This is a genomic window from Microlunatus sp. Gsoil 973, assembly GCF_009707365.1.
GTDB lineage: Bacteria > Actinomycetota > Actinomycetes > Propionibacteriales > Propionibacteriaceae > Microlunatus.
Genome location: NZ_CP046122.1, coordinates 3,155,493 through 3,173,332, shown reverse-complemented (window position 1 = coordinate 3,173,332; position 17,840 = coordinate 3,155,493). Strand labels below are relative to the sequence as shown.

Annotated in this window: 16 protein-coding genes and 1 pseudogene; 5 read left to right on the top strand and 12 right to left on the bottom strand. The window is 64.0% G+C overall.

The genetic code is table 11. The annotated features are described in order from the left end of the window. Nucleotides 1–388 precede the first annotated feature (388 nt). Nucleotides 389–1,072 (top strand): hypothetical protein, encoded by a 684-nt coding sequence (locus GJV80_RS14895; protein WP_154688565.1) that lies wholly within the window; start codon nt 389–391, stop codon nt 1,070–1,072. Between the two features lie 4 nt (nt 1,073–1,076). Here GJV80_RS14895 and GJV80_RS14890 read toward each other — a convergent pair whose 3' ends face one another. Next, nucleotides 1,077–2,003 (bottom strand): hypothetical protein, encoded by a 927-nt coding sequence (locus GJV80_RS14890; protein WP_230207720.1) that lies wholly within the window; start codon nt 2,001–2,003, stop codon nt 1,077–1,079. A 349-nt stretch (nt 2,004–2,352) separates the two neighbouring features. On the opposite strand from GJV80_RS14890, the gene GJV80_RS14885 reads away from it, so the two are divergent. Together GJV80_RS14885 and GJV80_RS14880 are read left to right on the top strand one after the other, a co-directional pair. After that, complete coding sequence (locus tag GJV80_RS14885) at nt 2,353–3,225, top strand: glycosyltransferase (protein WP_154688564.1); 873 nt, start codon at nt 2,353–2,355, stop codon at nt 3,223–3,225. Next, nucleotides 3,222–3,872, top strand: a complete 651-nt coding sequence (locus tag GJV80_RS14880; protein ID WP_154688563.1) for a polysaccharide deacetylase family protein — start codon at nt 3,222–3,224, stop codon at nt 3,870–3,872. The genes GJV80_RS14885 and GJV80_RS14880 overlap by 4 nt, the downstream gene beginning before the upstream one ends. A gap of 13 nt (nt 3,873–3,885) precedes the next feature. Here GJV80_RS14880 and GJV80_RS14875 read toward each other — a convergent pair whose 3' ends face one another. Continuing rightward, complete coding sequence (locus GJV80_RS14875) at nt 3,886–4,593, bottom strand: hypothetical protein (RefSeq protein ID WP_154688562.1); 708 nt, start codon at nt 4,591–4,593, stop codon at nt 3,886–3,888. Nucleotides 4,594–4,747: 154 nt separating this feature from the next. Between GJV80_RS14875 and GJV80_RS14870 the strand changes: the two genes are divergently transcribed. Continuing rightward, entirely contained in the window at nt 4,748–5,197 is a 450-nt protein-coding gene (locus tag GJV80_RS14870) for a Wzz/FepE/Etk N-terminal domain-containing protein (protein ID WP_154688561.1), read from the top strand. A 516-nt stretch (nt 5,198–5,713) separates the two neighbouring features. After that, nucleotides 5,714–6,625: pseudogene (locus tag GJV80_RS24610) on the top strand (O-antigen ligase family protein); the annotation flags it as partial. A gap of 306 nt (nt 6,626–6,931) precedes the next feature. Here the strand turns inward: GJV80_RS24610 and GJV80_RS14860 are convergent. The 10 genes from GJV80_RS14860 to GJV80_RS14815 form a co-directional block, all read right to left on the bottom strand. Beyond that, nucleotides 6,932–7,849 (bottom strand): glycosyltransferase family 2 protein, encoded by a 918-nt coding sequence (locus tag GJV80_RS14860; protein WP_154688559.1) that lies wholly within the window; start codon nt 7,847–7,849, stop codon nt 6,932–6,934. Between the two features lie 6 nt (nt 7,850–7,855). Then, complete coding sequence (locus GJV80_RS14855; protein WP_154688558.1) at nt 7,856–8,125, bottom strand: acyl carrier protein; 270 nt, start codon at nt 8,123–8,125, stop codon at nt 7,856–7,858. Continuing rightward, nucleotides 8,122–9,384, bottom strand: a complete 1,263-nt coding sequence (locus tag GJV80_RS14850; protein ID WP_154688557.1) for a pyridoxal-dependent decarboxylase, exosortase A system-associated — start codon at nt 9,382–9,384, stop codon at nt 8,122–8,124. The genes GJV80_RS14855 and GJV80_RS14850 overlap by 4 nt, the downstream gene beginning before the upstream one ends. After that, nucleotides 9,381–10,940 (bottom strand): acyl-CoA ligase (AMP-forming), exosortase A system-associated, encoded by a 1,560-nt coding sequence (locus tag GJV80_RS14845; protein WP_154688556.1) that lies wholly within the window; start codon nt 10,938–10,940, stop codon nt 9,381–9,383. The genes GJV80_RS14850 and GJV80_RS14845 overlap by 4 nt, the downstream gene beginning before the upstream one ends. Next, nucleotides 10,937–12,232, bottom strand: coding sequence for a glycosyltransferase family 1 protein (locus tag GJV80_RS14840; RefSeq protein WP_154688555.1), 1,296 nt, complete (start codon nt 12,230–12,232; stop codon nt 10,937–10,939). Before GJV80_RS14840 ends, GJV80_RS14845 begins: the two co-directional genes overlap by 4 nt. After that, nucleotides 12,229–13,416, bottom strand: coding sequence for a glycosyltransferase family 2 protein (locus GJV80_RS14835; protein ID WP_154688554.1), 1,188 nt, complete (start codon nt 13,414–13,416; stop codon nt 12,229–12,231). The genes GJV80_RS14840 and GJV80_RS14835 overlap by 4 nt, the downstream gene beginning before the upstream one ends. Further along, a complete protein-coding gene (locus tag GJV80_RS14830; protein WP_195908941.1) occupies nt 13,413–14,972 on the bottom strand; it encodes a lipopolysaccharide biosynthesis protein in 1,560 nt (519 codons plus the stop codon). The genes GJV80_RS14835 and GJV80_RS14830 overlap by 4 nt, the downstream gene beginning before the upstream one ends. Next, nucleotides 14,972–16,024, bottom strand: coding sequence for a glycosyltransferase family 2 protein (locus GJV80_RS14825; protein WP_195908940.1), 1,053 nt, complete (start codon nt 16,022–16,024; stop codon nt 14,972–14,974). Before GJV80_RS14825 ends, GJV80_RS14830 begins: the two co-directional genes overlap by 1 nt. Nucleotides 16,025–16,101: 77 nt before the next feature. Then, nucleotides 16,102–17,205, bottom strand: coding sequence for a DegT/DnrJ/EryC1/StrS aminotransferase family protein (locus GJV80_RS14820; RefSeq protein ID WP_154688551.1), 1,104 nt, complete (start codon nt 17,203–17,205; stop codon nt 16,102–16,104). Then, nucleotides 17,202–17,840 carry an acetyltransferase gene (locus tag GJV80_RS14815; RefSeq protein WP_230207718.1) on the bottom strand — a complete coding sequence of 213 codons (639 nt, stop codon included), beginning with the start codon at nt 17,838–17,840 and terminating at the stop codon, nt 17,202–17,204. Before GJV80_RS14815 ends, GJV80_RS14820 begins: the two co-directional genes overlap by 4 nt.

Sequence of the window (17,840 nt, the reverse complement as noted above, 5' to 3'; positions counted from 1 at the left end):
CTGTGGCCGTGCAGGCAATTGGCGAGTGGCGTCTATTCGGACGCTCAAAGAGTCGCCGGAGGTATCGCCTCATCCCTGAATCCCGCACGGTAGCCGCAGCGCTCCCATACGATGTAAACGATCGGGCCGTCGGCAAGATGGGGGAGACGTGCCGCTGCAGCGAAGTGTCGTGAGCAACCTGCTCGCCGTGGCGACGTTCTGTGCCCTCGTTTGCATCTCGTGCAGCGCGCCAACGGAGCCGCCGCAGTCAGCGCCGTCGCCGCCAAAGCCCTCGAAGTCCCCGTCTTCGGTTCAGACCACATTCCCGAGTGAATCCAATACGGGGGTACCAGAGGGAACAACGCTGACCAAGTATCGGGGGAGTTGTACCCTCGATCAGCCGAAGACGGTGATCGAGGATGCGGTCATCTCCTGCGAACAGTTGGCGGTACGGGCGCCCGACGTCACTATCCGATCCAGTCGGATCCATGGATGGATCGACGTCAGCCCGGAGACGGCCCGGCTCACGCTTGAGGACAGCGAAGTCGACGCCGGCAACGTTAGGGCGCCCGCGATTGGATTCCAGAACCTGGTCGTCCGCCGTAGCGAGATCCGCGGCGGCCAGACCAGCGTGCAGTGCAGTGACTGCACGATCGAGGATTCACTACTGCATGACCAGATGAACCCCATCGGGTCGCAGCACCTGAATGGCTTCTTGTCGAATGGCGGGTCGAATGTTGTTCTTCGACACAACACCGTGGCTTGTACCCCCGAGGACAACTCTACCGGCGGGGGTTGCACCGGATCTATGCAGATATTTGGGGACTTCGCTAAGCTCAAGGATTTCCGCTTCGAGGACAATCTGGTGAAGGCGACGCCTGGCGGGTTCTGCGCCAGTTTCGGACAGAACCCGAACAAGAAGTTCGGGAGCGATCCCACGCAGATTGTGGTTATCGACAATGTCTTCGAGCGAGGTCGTTCCGGAAAGTGTGGCGTCTGGGGGGCCACAACGAGTTTCTCCAATGGTGGTCTCGGAAACGTTTTTGCCCGAAATACCTGGGATGACGGCTCAGCTCTCGCCCCTAATACCTGAACAGCTACCACTCGACCAGCGCGAGTTCGCTGTACAGATAATCGATGTCGGTGGCAGCGAGCCTCCCGCCTCGGGTCATCTTTGGCCTTGGACTCCTCAGTTCGAATCCCCTGCGCGGAGTGAACCCCAGGATGCGGCGTTCCGCGAGTGTTGCCGGCAGATGGTGAGCAAGAAGGATATGAGATGTGACACTCGGCCATGCGGCCTCAAGGACTGCCGGGTCCCCACCGACATAGAGCGGCGATGCAAAGAGTGGAAGCCCCTTGCGTCGGTCACGTCTGAATACCAGATAGGCATAGCCTCCAGCGTGTTCCGCGACAATGTGCCGCGCGGCGGCAGCCGCGCGATGGTCGCGATAGACATCAGAATCTCCGTGTCGAAGTACTCTCGCGATGACCTCGGGATCACCGGATACTCGGATGCCTCGCCTTGGTGTGCTCGGCAGGTTGGCCACGAGCCGAGTCGACGTGTCCAGCCGTCGCAGACCGAGACGTTCATTGAGTCCGACTACGTTTCCGCTCGGCGACAGATCTGTGAATACATAGTCCTGCTGTGCCAGCAGCGCGCGTGCTAGTCGAAGCCCGTGCATGCGGAATTCCTTCAGGACACAGAATGCCGCAAGGTTGCAAACGCGCACCGGTCCCGCTTCGCCCCCTCGCACGCTGTAGACGGCAAGGTACGCGCCGACGATGGCGTCGCCGTTGGTTAATTGGAATCCGTGGTTCGGCGCATCGACCTTCCAAGGAGTGTGGATGAGCTTGGTCCAGTCCTGCGGTGTGACCGATCTGTTGAGGTGGCGGTGGAGGAATTCTCCGATCGTCGCCGCGTCGTCTGTCTTGATCGGTCGGAGGCTGACCGAAAGGGAGCGGATGGAATCATTGACAGCGCCTGGCCTCATTCGTGCAACCTTCAAGTTCGTTGTTTCGGTCACCGCGACCTCAGACGACGAATCCCTGCTGGAAGCCACGGTTGGACACTCACGTTCGCACGCATCACATGCGACGCGGGTGCGAGGCTGACGGCCCACGCCGCCGAGATCGGCGCAGGCTGAACGTGCCACCCAGGGTAAGGCTATCTGCCCCGCCACGATTTCGTGCGATATCTCCAGCTCTGGACGGATTTTGCGGGCCGGAGCGCGGACCGGGCAGCTGTCCACTAGGTCTGTTGACCTGACTTGTCCGTATTACCCGTGGGGCGGTTCTTGCTGGCTTAGTCTCGTGCCATGGGGCCAAAGACCAGGCCAGGCTACGAAGTGGCCGCGCAGGACAGGAATACGAATAATGCCCAGTGTCGTAATCGCAGCGCACAACGAGGAACAGGTGATCAATGCCACGCTCGATGCGCTGCTCGAACAGCAGGGTCAAGCACCCCTAGAGATCATCGTGATCGCGAACGGGTGTAGCGATCAGACGGCTTCGGTGGCGCGCCGTCCCGGAGTTGTGGTCGTTGATCGCCCAGAGCCCGGGAAGGGTGCAGCGTTGAACGCGGGCGACGAGATCGCAACAACCTTCCCGCGCATCTATCTCGACGCAGACATCGTCGTTCCTCGCGACGGCGTAACGAAGATCTTGGAACGATTGGAACACGACTCCCGCGTATTGGCCGTCGTCCCGAGCCGACGCGTCGACAAGGCTGGGCGACCGTCGATAGTGCGTGCATATTCCGCGATCTACGAGCGGCTTCCGGTGTTCCGCAATGGGCTCTTCGGGCGGGGAATGATCGCTTTGTCCGAAGAGGGAAGGGCGCGGTTCGGCGCCTTCCCGTTGATGATTGCCGATGACCTCTTCCTCGACTCTCTGTTTTCGGAAGCGGAGAAGGTGGAGACGCGCGATGTGGTCGTGACGATTGAAGCGCCGTACACCACGCGGGATCTATTCCGACGACTGGTTCGGGTTCGCCGGGGCAACGCCGAGATGCGCGCTGCTAGTGTCGCCGGGGAGATCGATGTTTCGGTACGGCATTCAGACCGGTGGGCATGGATGCGGGATGTCGTTCGGCACGAACCGTGGCTGGCACCCGCGACTGTCCCATACCTGGTGCTCACGTTCGGGGCCGCAGTGATGGCGCGCCGTCATCCGAAGGCTGGCCACGCCTGGGGGCGGGACGAAAGCACTCGCACTGGGACCCTGACAGGTAGACCTCAAACCTCATGATCAACATTTGCTTTCACGGCATCGGCAGATGTGCACGCGAGCGAGAAGCAGGGGAATCCAGATACTGGATAACGGAGGAGCGATTCTCAGAAGTACTCGATGTTGTTGTCGATCAACCGCACGTTCGATTGAGCTTTGACGACGGGAACGCCTCGGATATCGAGGTGGCACTGCCCGCCTTGTTGCAGCGCGGGCTCACGGCAACCTTCTTCATCGTCGCTGGCCGACTCGAGGACAGAGACAGCGTCACTATTGAGGGTCTCAAGCAGTTGCGGAGGGCTGGCATGACAATCGGCAGCCACGGCTGGGAGCACATTCCGTGGCGTCATCTCAGCGCGGCGCAGCAACATAAGGAGTTCGTTGAAGCGCGTGCTGTGCTGGCGAGTGCCATCGGCAGACCGGTCGACCAGGCAGCTCTGCCGCTGGGTCGCTTCGACCGAGGTGTACTAGCCGCTCTCAAGAATCGTGGGTATCGGTCCGTCTATTCCAGCGACAGGCTCCCTGCCCGGCCGGGTGCGTGGCTTCAGGGCCGCTTCAGCGTCACGAAGGACGACACCCCAGACACGATTCGGGCGATCGTCGGTCACCGCCTGGGCATAGGAGATTCGCGAGATCTCCTGGCAAGTCTCGTGAAACGGGTGCGGTAGCGCGTGCCCCGAATCAGTTCGTTACTGGGGCGCCGGCCGCGTCGTCCAATATGACAAATTCAGATTCGGGTGCGTCCGCGTCGGTCTCCGCTCGCCGGCGTACTCGGTACTCGAGCGCAAGAACGAAACCGAGAGTTATCCCGACCCCAAGCAGGGCAGTCATCCCCAGAGCCCGCGGCTTGCTTCCGGTCACGTGATAGATCACCGCGGGCGCTGGTGCGACAGTGCTTGTGATCCACAACTTGGGATTCACCCCCCAGTCCCGCTGAAGTTGCGCAAGGTTGTGAGCGATAAGGTTGGCCGCTACTTGTTGCAGCTCTTGAGCCCGTTCCGGAGTTGGCCCGACCGCTTCCACGATGATCACCGGCGATGTGAGGCCAACAGACCATTGCCCGCCGTTATCCTCTTGTCGAATCCAGGTCCCGTCGCGGACATTCGACGTACCGATCATGGTGGCTTCCGGAGACGCATACTTGATCCGGCTGCCCGCGCCGACAACTCGCTTGACGACGACGCCGGTCGCCTTGGTGACCTCCCAAGGACTGACTTCCAGCTTGTTCGGGTACCACTCCTTCGGCGCCAACAAGATCACCTGGGTGCGTGTCCAGTAGACACCGTTGTCCCGGGTTGCGAGGCCCCCGCAGGTGCACGTGATCAATGCTCCTACGAGCAGTACGGGCCACCGTCGGAAAAACGCCAACACCAGATCCCAGAGCGTCATGTGCTGTCTCCCGGGGTACATCGACATTCGGATGTGCAGGCCGACGCGACCCGCCTGAAAGCAGCCTAAACTTCGGCGCGTCGAGCCGCTTGGAAACGCCCTGATATCCCAAAACGCCAGCAACACGTGCAGCCCTTGACTACAGTCCGATATTGTGGCATTGGCCGAATTTTTAGGTGCTCTCCGGCGCAGGTGGTATCTCCTGATGGCCGGACTGCTCATCACTGGAGCGCTCGGGTACGGGGCAGCTGTTGCGAGCCCGCCGACGTACACGGCTCGTGGCCTTGTGCTGCTACTCCCCTCGCAGGAGACGCTCAAGACGACATCCAACCCGCTTCTGGCCCTCGACGGCCTGGATTTGCCGGGTCGCGTGCTTGTCGCGTATTACGCCAGCGCCGACGCGCGTGCCCAGATGGAAGCGGCCGCTCCGACTGCGAGCATTGATGTATCGATCGACGACTCCACCGGCGGACCGGTGATCGCCGTGGACGTCGAGGACACCACCGCGGAGGGGACGCTGAAGGCTCTCAACTATGCGGTCAGTTCGATCCCCCCCCAATCTCGCGAGAATCCAGGCGAAGGTCGGCGCCCCGACGGAAAGTGATGTTAGGTCCACTCCGCTAGTCATCGATTCCAGAGCTGAACCCAGCCATAGCGCCATGGTCCGAACGACGGTGGCCGCGGTCGCCGTCGGATTCGCGTTGACCGCGTTGGTCGTCTTCGCGGTGGACGGCATCGCGCTGCGTCGCAAGCGTAGAATGACGCCCGCAGTAGAGCCAGGCTCGGAGCCGACTGCTGACAGGAGCCCCGGCCCCGATCACGCAACGAAGGATCCGCGTGTTGTGGCCTCCTCGCCGCTGCCGGAAGCATCGCCGTCCACGTCCGTAGAGACCGTTCGACACTCCGGCCGTTCGGGCGACAAGGTTGACGAGTCGGTCCTCAGCAACGTTGCAAGGAGTCGGCCAGCGTGGTCAGGCCAGCGTCGCTGACCGTGGTAGAAGGGTCGGGCGTGCGCCGCAGATTCGACGCCGTCTCGTGGCTCACCATCTACCTCGTCGTCCTCTATGCCGTCCCGTCCCGCCTCGTCATCGGACCACTGGGAAGCGCCGGGGCTCCGTCCATGCTCCTGGGACTCGGCAGCTTCGGGATTTGGCTTCTCGCGCATATTGGCACCGCCCGCCGGACTCGGATGCACCCGGAGCCGGTTCGAATCTCTCTCGCCATTTTCATGATCTTTGTCGGCATCTCATATGCACTGGCGATGTCGAGGCCGATCAGTCGGGACGAGGTCAGCCCCGCTGATGTGGCATTGCTGTCGCTGCTGTCCTGGTCGGGTGCGCTTCTTGTGACACACGATGGCATCCCGACGCGCTCGAGAATGGAGACTCTAGCGTGGCGGTTGGCGGCGGGTGGTGGACTTCTCGCCGCGCTGGGAGCCGTGCAATTCGTCACGAAGCGGGCACTCGTGGACCAGGTCAGCATCCCGGGCCTTACTGCTGTGGCCTCGATCGCTGCCTACACTCGGGACGGACGCATCCGGCCTTCCGGCACAGCCATCCATCCGCTGGAATACGGGACGATCCTCGCGATCCTCCTGCCGATCGCCCTGCATGTCGCCTTCCATCACCGCAGCAAAGCTGCGTTCTTGAGGTGGCTCCCCGCGTTAGCAATTGGCGGCGTAATCGCGATCTCTTCCTCACGCGCGGCCTACATGTCGGCTGCCTTAGCCGTTCTTGTTTGCGCGATCGGATGGTCTCGGAGGCAACGCCTGGTCGTGCTCGGTCTAGGCGCCGCCGGGACGGTGGGGCTGGCTGCCCTTGCTCCCAACCTCGTGCAGTCCGTGTTGAATCTGTTCGCTGGTGCGGAGAAGGATCCAAGTATCGCGTCCCGGACCGACAGCTTCTCAGTAGCTTCGTCCTTCCTCGTCCAACACCCCTTTTTTGGTCGAGGGCTGGGGACTTTTCTGCCGAAGTACCGAATCTTTGACAACCAGTACTTGCTATTGCTGGTCACGGTCGGGCTTCTCGGCACACTCGCATTCGTCGGCATCCTCATCGCGGCTCTTGCACGACTCATCTCCGGCTTTCTCGCGACGAAGGATCCCACGAGTCGTGATCTGACGGTTTCTGTCGCCGGGTCGCTGGTGTCGGGCTTCGTCAGCCTTGCCTTCTTTGACGCCTTCGCCTTTCCGATGACCATGGGCACGATCTTCCTGTGCCTCGGTCTGGCAGGTGCCGCTGCCAGGCTGGCGACCGGACGCGAGAGCCGCGCCCGGGCCGCGAGCGAGCGGCGAAAGGTTGATACGTCGAGCAGCGACGCTGCCTACACGCCGGCGTCGTTAGCCCAACAACCACGCCGGGCCAGGACGCTCGCGCATGCGGCGGGCACTGACCAGGTCGCGGATCGCGGCCCGACTCGTCGCCTTCCCCATGGCCGCGCGGCTTGCCTCCCTGAGGACGATAGCCAGCCAGAACAATAGGGTCGACAATCTGTTGTGACGCCGGCTGAACAGGCGAATCCTGTTTACGACCAGGAGCGACCATTGGCGAACTGAGGATCCAGAGCCACCCTCGAGGTGGATCGCTAATGCACTCGGCTCATAGCGCGTAGCGAATCCTCGATCGCGGGCGCGCAGGTCAAACTCGGCCTCCTCTGAGTATAGGAAGAAGCTTTCGTCCCACGGTCCGCATGCACGCCAACATGCAGCACTGATCAACTGAGTCGACCCCTCGGCCCAGTCGGTTCCACGGGCCTCTTGATAGAGGCGCTCGTTAGTGATCATTTCGCCCAGCGCCGACCACCTGCCGACCCGTTCTGCGCCGATGAGCGCGTCAGCCCAAGCACGTAGCAGCGTAGGCTCCCGCCGCATTGACCAGATCAGCTCACCTTCGGCATCGTTCAGCCGCGGGACTGCGATCCCGACCTGATCTCCAAGAGTCTTGTACAGCGTCACTACGCAGTCCGGCGCCAGGCGGACGTCGGCGTTGAGGATGAGGTACGCGTCCTGTTCGCCAGCCGCTCGCACCGCAGCGTTGATTCCTGCCGAATAGCCGAGGTTGCCACCGGTCTCGACCAAGATCGCATTTGGTGCACAGCGCCTGATCTCAGCGATGGTCATGTCTGTTGACGCGTTGTCGGCAAACACCAGACACCATTCGGCGCCGGCACATCCCTCGCGAAGAGACGCGACCAGATCGTTGATCAACGGCGCGCTGTTGTAAGTCACAACGCAGATTGCGATCTTGGGAAGTTCCATGTGTTTCTACCTCGCCCGCAGCTTCGCCTCGACGAAGTCGGTCAGCGTGCCCACCGTCTCGAAGAGGTCTGCTCCGAACTCCTCATCGTCAACCGTGATGTCGAAGCGCTCTTCGAGATCGGTGACGAGAGCCAGGACGCCGAGTGAGTCGAGCTCGGGCAATGCCCCGAAGAGTGGGGTGTCGGGCTGCAGGTCGGCCGGCGTCTGCTGCAGTTCCAGCGACGAGATCAGCACGTCGCGGACGCCATCGAGGGTTTCGGTGGTGATGTTGCTCATGGGTGCTCCTTGGATGGAATCGAGTGCGATGGTGAGACGAGAACTTCAGCCGGGGCAGGATGTCCCAGGAATGCCGTGGGGCTGGCCGTCAAGCCGTACGCCCCGGCCTGGAATATGACCACGAGGTCACCGACCTGTGCCGCGGGAAGCTCGAGTTTGTCGCCCAGCAGATCGAGCGGCGTGCACAGACAACCGACGACATTGACGACCTCTGCCGGCGAAGCCTCGGCGCGATTGCCGATGATCAACGGATAATTGCGGCGGATCGCCTGGCCGAAGTTCCCCGATGCGGCCAGCTGATGATGCATGCCGCCATCCACCACCAGGTAGGTCTTGCCGCGCGATGACTTCCGGTCCAAGACCCGTGTGACGTAGATCCCGCACTCGCCGACGATGTAGCGGCCGAGTTCGATGACGGGGCTGGCGTGCGGGAAGCGGTGGGCGATCGGTCCGTCGACCAGTTCGCGTAGATTCTCGGCGATCTTGTTCAGGTCGAGCGGCTGATCCTTCTCGGTGTACGGGATGCCGAAGCCACCCCCCAGGTTGAGGTATCGCAATGGGGCGGAGAGATGTTCGGCAAGGTCCGACACAAGGTCGACGGTGCGGCGCTGGGCCTCGGCGATGATGTCCGCGTTGAGGTTCTGTGATCCGGCGAAGACATGGAAGCCGAGGAAGTCCACGCCTGCGGAGGCGTATTTCTCCAGAACGACAGGCACCTCTTCAGCATCGATCCCGAATTGCTGGGGCCCGCCACCCATCCGCATTCCTGAGCCCTTCACCGCGAAGTCGGGATTGACGCGCACCGCAACGCGTGGCACGAGACCAAGATCGTCCCCGGAACTGATCACGCGCTCGAGTTCGGTCGTCGACTCGACCTCGATGGTGACTCCGGCCGCGACGGCCTGATGGATCTCCGCCGGTGCCTTCCCAGGTCCGGCAAAGCTCACCTTGTCCGGCGACATCGTCGTGTCGAGCGCCGCCTGCATCTCGAGCCCGGAGGCAACGTCGATTCGGTCGACCCGGCCGGCCAGGTGCTGAACGATGGCGGGCATCGGGTTGGCCTTCATCGCGTAACTGAGTTCGATGCGGTCCGGCAGCGCGGTCCGCAGCCGGTCAACCCGCTCATCAAGCAAGCCTCGGTCATAGGCGAAGAACGGTGTCGAGCCCACTCGGGCCGCGAGCCTGCTCAGCGGCTGTCCACCCACACGCAGTTCCCCGTCGAGCGTGCCGAACGGATCGCGGTGATCTTGCGGCCTCATCCCGACACCTCCGCGGTGATCAGTTTCCGGTCGAACTTGCCGTTGGGCGACCGGGGCAGCTCATGGCGGACCTCAACCTGTGACGGCACCATGTACAGCGGCAACGCCTGGCGCATGGCGGTGATCAAGGCGTCGACGTCCAACTCGGAGGCGGTCGGCGTGGCCACCAGTACGACCCGCTGACCCAAGGTCGGGTCGGGTACCCCGAAGGCGACGACATCACGCACCTGGCCGGTGGCATACGCTGCCTCCTCGATCTCGGTCGGGCTCACCCGATAGCCGGATGTCTTGATCATCTCGTCCCTGCGACCGACGAAGTAGAGGAATCCCTCATCGTCCGCGACAACAGTGTCTCCCGACCACACGGCCATCTCCGGGGTACGCCAGTCCTGGTCGGGATGCTTGACCAGTCGGTACCGCTCCGCGGTGCGGACGGGGTCGTTCCAATAGCCCAGTCCGACCAGTGCACCGCGATGGACGAGTTCGCCCTCCTCACCCGGCGCACAGCGTGTGCCGTCGGGCCGCAGGACGAGGATCTCTGCATTGGGAATTGCCTTGCCGATCGAATCAGGTCGCCGGTCGATCTCGTCCGGATCGAGGTAGGTGGAACGGAACGCCTCGGTCAGTCCGTACATCAGGAAGGGCTTGGCCTGGGGGAAGATGCCGCGCAGTCTGTTGAGCGTGGTTCGCGGCATCCGCCCACCCGTGTTGGCGAAGTAGCGCAGGGTTGTCGCGGCGGTCGCCGGCCACTGGGTCTCCACCAGTTGGAGCCAGAGCGGAGGGACACAGGTCAGCCCCGTGACGCCGTACTTCTCACACAAGTTCGGAACTTCCCTCGGCAGGAGGTAGTTCATCAAGATCACGTGTGCTCCGACCGAGAAGGCCGTGGTCACCTGGCTCAGGCCGGCGTCGAAACTCAATGGCAGAACGCTGAGGATGACGTCCTCACTCGTGTTCTCCAGATAGCTGCTCACGCTCTCGGCACCGACGATGAGGTTCCGGTGGCTGAGCACAACGCCCTTCGGTTTCCCCGTCGACCCGGACGTGTAGAGGATTGCGGCCGGATCGATGTCGACGAGTCCGGGCGGCGTTTCGGCGCCGTCGGCTGCTAGCTGGCCGTCCTCCCAGCTGTGCATCCGACACCCAGCGGTTGTGTCGCCGGGCTTACCCACTACAACCACGTCTTGTACCGAAGCCTCACGCAGAGTGGGTGCCAACTGGGCCAGCCGATCCGCGGACGTGATCAACACCTTGGCACCACTGTCGGCGAGGATGTGTCGCACCTGCAACGGCTTCAGAACGTGATTGACCGGGACGAACATCGCCCCGGCGATCGACGCAGCGAAGAACGCTGCCACCGTCTCGATCCGCTTCTCCAGGTAGACGGCGATCCGGTCGCCGCGCAGGACGCCGATCCGCTGCAGCTGCGCCGCCGCGGATTGGGCCTGCCGCCAGGTTTCGGCGTAGCTGATCGTCTGGCCACGGTAGGTGAGCGCGGACGCCTGCGGAGTCGCGACTGCAGCCTGTGCCAGCAAGTGATGGAAATTCGTCCTCATGAGAGTCCTTCCGACGCGAATGCGTCAGCTCGTTGCGCCGGGACGGCACGAAGATCGCCGTACACCTCGTCCTCGATGATCCGAACGACGTCTGCTTGAGCCCTGGTCCAGCCGAACTGCCGGACTGATTCAGCGGCCGACCGCGCCGTCGCGCCCACATCCGGGTTCGAGACCGCTGCGCTCAGTGCGGCCGCGATCCCTTGTGGTGTTGGCGTTGCCCAGGCCACGTGTTGGTTGACCAGGTCAGCGCGGGAGTGCACCGAGTCGTTGACCACCGGGATGGCGCCCGCCGCCAACATCTCCTCGGCGACCAACGAGATGTTGGTGAACGACATCGCCAATCCCGCGATGCTCGAGTTGTACAACTCGTTGAGTTCCGCCGGAGTGAGCCTTCCGTGTTGTGTCGTCGGGAACGAAAGCCCGGATACTCGCTCCCCATAGATGTGGATCTCGATGTCTGGATGCATCTCGTGGAAGCGCTGCAGCGCAAGCCGGGCCAACCAATATCCGCGGCGTGGCACCTCCGGCCGGGCGTACAGCACGACGCCGGATCGCTTGCGATCGTTGAGCAGCCGGTACACCGAGGTGTCGCAGCCGAATTCGGTGACGTCAGGCTTGATACCTATCTCGTGCCGGAGCAGCCGCGCCACCATCTCCCCGAGGGCGATGCAGCGGAATCCGAACCGGTAGCTGTCTTCTGCCAATGCGTACATCGATCCGTGGGCGTAGAAGTACGGCTCGTAGTCCTGGATGAAGTACATCCGGTGCATCGGCTCAGAGCCGCGGACGGCCAGGACGTGTGCACTGTCCCAGGAGGACGCGACGCAGGCGTCGACTCCGCTGATTCCGTCTGCAGCGTCTCGGATCTCTGCGCGCAGATTGGGCCACCATTGGCGAACGACCCGCTCGTGGGCAGAGACATCCCCGCCGTAGCGGTCGTAGAGGAAGAGTACGCACTCGTGGCCGGCCTGCTCAACTGCCTCGACCACCCGGAATAAGGTCGTGTGTCCTCCCGACCCGGCCGCGGGAGGCACCGTTACCCAACCGATCCGGAGTCGTTGGGAGCGCGCCGGACTGATCTCGGGGCGTGGGAGGTCGAGTTGGGTCGAGTCGGCGATGTCGCCGTCCAGCAGCGGCTCGCCAAGGCTGGCCGCATCCAGCTTCTTGTACGCGATCCTGGCGACGCGTTGGGCCACCGCGCGTGGTCCCTGGTTGACGAGGACGGCGCCCGCCTGATGCAGTCGGTGACCGATCTTTGCTATCCGGCCGTCGAGTCCTTTGCGTGCGCTCATGACGTAAAAACCTTCGTTTCGGGGTTTGCCTGATCTGACCGTCGGCTCGAAGGGATCGAGTTGGTGATTATGAGCCGTTCGTAGACACCGGTTCTATGCCAGCGCTGAACTCTGCTGTGTTCCCGCAATCGGCGCTTCAGCCGCGGAAGTGTGCCGCCTGCCGCAACCAGCGTCGGCGGGAGTTTCCGGTTCCTGCTGGCTTCGAAGTGTCGCCAATGTCGGCTGCGGACAATCTTCGGGTCGGCCCGTAGTGCGAACGACGCGAGGTCCTCGACAAGGTCGGTGTGCCGGCCGCGATCAAGCAACCTGCTCGCCTCGACGAGCGCCTGCATGGACACGGCACGCCGCGCGCTGCGATGGAGTTCTGCGCCGTTCGGATAATCACGGCCGAGTCCGGCGAACAACTCGTCGAAGGCTGCCCGCAGCTCGGCCAGGATGATCAGCGGATGCTCTGCCTTCGTCGACAGACTGGCCGAGTGCTCACGGTGCCAGGCCTGGTCGACACCGCCGATGTAGGCGACGTCGGCGTGGGCGGCGATCCGCAACCAGAGCTCCATGTCGTGGGTATGGGCCAACGGTCGCATGCCGCCCACTCGGGTGATCACGCTTCGGCGCATGACGACCTCAGGCGAGGTGATCACATTCGTCCCGTCCAGACAGCGTGCGGCCAGCCACTCGGTCCCGGACCAGACATCCCACCAGCTGGGGGTTGTTCGAGCCGGGGGCCGTTCCCCGGAGAAGTGCAACGGATGGCCGTACACGAGTGCCACGTCCGGGAAGGTCGACATGACCGTTACTGCTCGGGAGAGTGAGCCAGAGGTCAGCAGGTCGTCCGCATCCAGCCGGACAAGGAATTCCCCGGTGGCTTCCTCGAGACCGCGATTGAACGCTCCGACGGCGCCGAGGTTGTGCTCGTTGGCGATTACCCGGACTCGGGCATCGGCTGCGGCGATGGCTCGGCCGACGGCAAGGCTGTCGTCCGTCGACGCGTCATCCACGATCAGCACGTTCGCGGTGACGCCGGTCTGGTCGAGCACACTCTGCACGGCTTCCGGCAGGTAGCGGGCGTAGTTGTAACAGGTGATCACCACGGTCACCGTCGGGAGGCTGTCGGAGGCAATCGCCGTGTGCGGTGCATAGCGGATCGTGTTGAGCCGTCGATCAGTGCCGGCCAGGTTGATCATGCGGACTTCCTGACTGGTTGGTCGTCGGTTGTCTGGTCGTCGGTTGTCTGGTCGTCGGCTGTTCGGTCGTCGGAAGCGGGGTTGGGCTGCTCAAGCTCGGTGGTGATCAGGGTGACGTCTCCGGCGTCGTCGATCGGGCCGCGGCGCAGCGCACGCAGCCCGGACGCGATCCAGCGACCCATCAGTGCCAGGTAGACGATGCCGGCGGCCAGTCCTCCGGCGATGAGTTTGAGCAGGGCTCCGTCGAGTGCGTATGCGACGAGTGCGGCGGCGACCGACGCCACTCCGGCCGCAACAGTCGGCAGCCAGGCTTCGCGCACGATGGAGGCCAACCGCACGCCCGCCGCCTTCAGGGCGACCACATACGCGGGCAAGATCACGACGACCGCGACGACCACGTGCACCCAGCCGGCACCCACAATCCCGTAGGCCCTGGTCGCCACGATCATTCCGATCACGATGGCCACGAACCACACCAATTGCACCCACAGGACCGGGCGGGACCTGCCCCGGGCGTAGAGGAATCCGGCGAAGATGTCGAACACCACCCGGAGACCACCGAAGATGCCCAGCGCCGCAAGCACGGGGGCGGCAGGGAGCCACTTGGCTCCGTAGACGAACTGGATGACCGAGGCGCTGAGCACTGCCAGCAGGGCACCCGCCGGGAGCGCGCCGGCCCAGGCGACGGCGACGAGGCGGGGTACCGCATCGGGGGCCCGGTCGTCCACCCGGGCGAAGTAGGGCAATGACACCGAACGCACCATCTGCGACAGGGCGTTCATCGGCCAGTTCGAGATGTTGAACGCAAGTACGTAGAAACCCAGCGCCGTTGGACCGGCTATCCGCGCGATCACGACGTTGTCCACATTGAGCAATGCCCAGGACAACAGGTTCGCCCCTGCAATCGGAAGCCCGAACGCCAGCACCGGACGGACGACCTGTCGGTCGATGCGGAACCGCGGCGGCGTCTTGGCGAGGACGAACTGCAGCGTTGTGCTTGCTGTCTGTGCGGTGAGCCGCCCGACGGCCAGACCCAATACTCCCCATCCTGCGGCGATCAGGACCAGCGTGACACCGGTGGAGATGACGAAATCGACAACTGAGACGAGGAACAGCTCGCGTTGCTGGAACCGGCGCTGCAGGTACGCATACGGCACCACGCCCGCGCCGCCCAACAGCAGGGTGAAGGCGAGCACCATGATCGCCGGCGCAGCTGCCGGGCTGCCCAGCAGATCCGCGACCGTGGACGCGGTGATCACGGTCCCGAGCGTGAGCAGGGCGCCGATGACCAGGCCGAGGGTCGCAACGGTCGGAGCCTTGCGCTCTGGGTCGGAGCTCTTGATCAACTCGGCGGACAGACCAAGATCGGCCACCGTCATCAAGATCGACTGGACAGTCAGCGCGACGGCATAGACACCGAATTGCTCAGGGGTCAGGATGCGCGCGATCACGACACCGACGGCAAGTCCTCCGAGCCGCAGCACGATCGTGCTGATGCCACTCCATCCCGCCGCGCGCGCTGTGGTCCGGGCCGTGACCACGGGTTCCGCGGCCATCACAGCCCCCACCGACGCCAGATGCGCCACTTGACGGCCCATTTCGCGCGATAGGCAAAACGGAGCTGTCTGTCAGGGATGATCGGCGTCCGTCCCGTTCGGCGCCTTTCAAGATCACGCCACAGAATGGTCTGCCGGATCTTCGGGTAGTTCGCCAGCGCAAACTCTCGGAACGCGTCACTGTCCGACCCACCCACGGTGTCGTCGGCGATCCGGGCAAGCACTGCGCACCACACTGCTTCCTTCGCGGTGGCTCGCAACGCATTCCGGAGCATCCGGTGGGCGCCCGGAAGCTGTGCTCCACGACCCTCATCGGTGAAGAACGCGCGATAGAGCGCGGCCCGCTCGCGCATATCGGTGAGGGTGCCCGCATAGTCGGTGACATGCATCTGCTTGGCGTGCGTACGGTAGTAGGCCTGCACTCCGTTCACCCGGCCGATGTCGGAGATCGCGGCGGACTGCAGCCAGAGCAGGAGATCGGCGGCGTGCGGGAATGCCGGGTCGTAGCCGACGAGGTCCTTCATCACCGAGGCACGCATCACGACCTCGGGGTTGATCACGACGTTATCGCCGCGATGGGCGACCGCGCGAAGCCAGTCGATGCCGTTCCAGACACTCCAGGTCCTGGCCGGGTTCGAGGGCTCGGGCACGTCGGTGAAGTCTGGGCAGTAGCCGTACACGAGGCCGACGCTGGGATACTGCTCCATCAATGCAGTCGCCCGGGCGAGCGCCCCTTCGGCAAGCATGTCATCGGCGGAGAGGAGCACAACGTAGTCACCGGTGATCTCGGCGAGACCGGTGTTGTACGTCGCGATGTGCCGCTTGTTGACCTCGTTGCGAATCACTCGTACGCAGGGATTCCCGGCGGCCAGCTCGGCGGCGACAAGCTCCGATCCGTCGGTCGATTGATCATCAACGATGATCACCTCCAGATCGACACCTTGCTGACTCAGGATGCTGTCGACCGCCTGGGGAAGGTAGTGCCCGTAGTTGTAACAAGGGACGACGACCGAAACCAGCGGCCGGGATCTGAGCGGCTTCGGCAAGGTCACCTGCATCGGCGGACGCCGTTGGTGCCGGCTGCGAGCCGGCACTCGCACGGCTGTGGGAGTGTTCACCGGAGGATCGCCTATCGAACCGCTGCGGCCAGTGCAGCAACGGTGCCTTCCTGCTGCGCTTCGGTGAGATGCGGAAACATCGGCAGCGACAGGATCCGCTCCGCGGCCGCCTCGGCGACCGGGAACTCTCCACGGCGGCGGCCGAGACCCGCGTAGGCAGCAGTCAGGTGGACCGGAGTGGGGTAGTGGATGGCGACTCCGATCCCATCGGCAGCCATCTCCGCCAGCACCCGGTCGCGCTCCTCGACCCGAACCACATAGAGGTGCCAGACGTCCTCGTTTCCGGGTCGGGTCATCGGCACCCGAACACCCTGGACGTTCTCAAGCAACTCGGCGTAGAAGTCGGCGGCCGCTCGCCGCGCGCCGTTCCACTTGTCCAAGCGGCGCAGCTTGGCGCGCAGCTCAGTGGCCTGGATGGCATCCAGGCGGGAATTGAAGCCGATTCGATCATGGACGTAGCGGACCGACGACCCGTGCGCGGACACGTTCCGTGCGAAGTCTGCGAGTTCGGCGTCGTCGGTGAGCACCGCGCCCCCGTCGCCCGCGGCGCCGAGGTTCTTCCCGGGGTAGAAGCTGGTCGCGGCGATCCGCCCGAGCGCACCGGCCCGACCATGCGACGACGAGGCGCCCTGCGACTGCGCCGCATCCTCGATGATCACCAGATCATGCTTGGCCGCGATCGGCTCCAGCTCCTCGACCGCAGCCGTCTGGCCGAAGATGTGAACCGGGATGATCGCTCGGGTCCGCGGCGTCACCGCTGCTTCCACAGCCGACGGGTCGATCAGCAGGTAGTCGTCATCGACATCGACCAGCACCGGGACAGCACCGATCCGCGAGACCGCCTCGGCCGTCGCGATGAACGTGTTCGCGGGCAGGATCACCTCGTCACCCGCGGCGATGCCGGCGGCTCGAAGGGCAATCTCGATCGCATCAGTTCCGTTACCGACGCCGATGCAGTGCCCGACGCCGATGTAGTCGGCGTATTCGGCCTCGAATGCCGCGACCTCCGGCCCGCCGATGAATGCCGCCGACTCGAACTGCCGCCGCCAAACGGGCAGCACTTCGTCGACGATCTCGGCCTGTTGCGCCGGCAGATCAAGAAATGGAACCTTCACGAGCTAACCCCCGAACTGTTGCGGGCCAAGTGTTCGGCCGGAACCCCGGCCCAGGTCTGTCCTTGCGGCACGTCGCTCAGCACCGCCGCGCCCATCCCGACGGTGGCGTTCGCGCCGATCTTGCTGCCGGGCAACACTGCCGCGTTCATGCCCAGGTAGGCGGCCCGTCCGACCCGAACCCCGCCGCCGAGTGACACCCCGGACGCCAAGGTCGCGAAGTCCTCGACGACGCAGTCGTGCGGGACGGTGACCCCCGGCATGGCGACGACATGCGCACCCACCGTGACATCGGCCGTGAGCGTGACGCCGGCGAGGAGGATCGAGCCTTCGCCGACGGGGCAGCCGGCCGGATTGCGTACCGTCGGATCGATCACCGACACATAGCGCCCGGGATCGATCCGCATCCGGTCGACGATCGCTGCCCGCGCTGCACCGGAACCGACGCAGACGAGCACCTCAGCTCCGGGATACCGTGCGACGTCGTCGACGTTGCCCAGAACCGGAACGCCGGACATCGTCGGCGCCAGCACCTCGTACCGGTCGTCGAGCACCCCGAGAACCTCGCGACCACTCTCCCGGAGTACCGGGAGCACCTCCCGCGCCAAGCCGCTGACCCCCACCAGCAGTACCGCCAC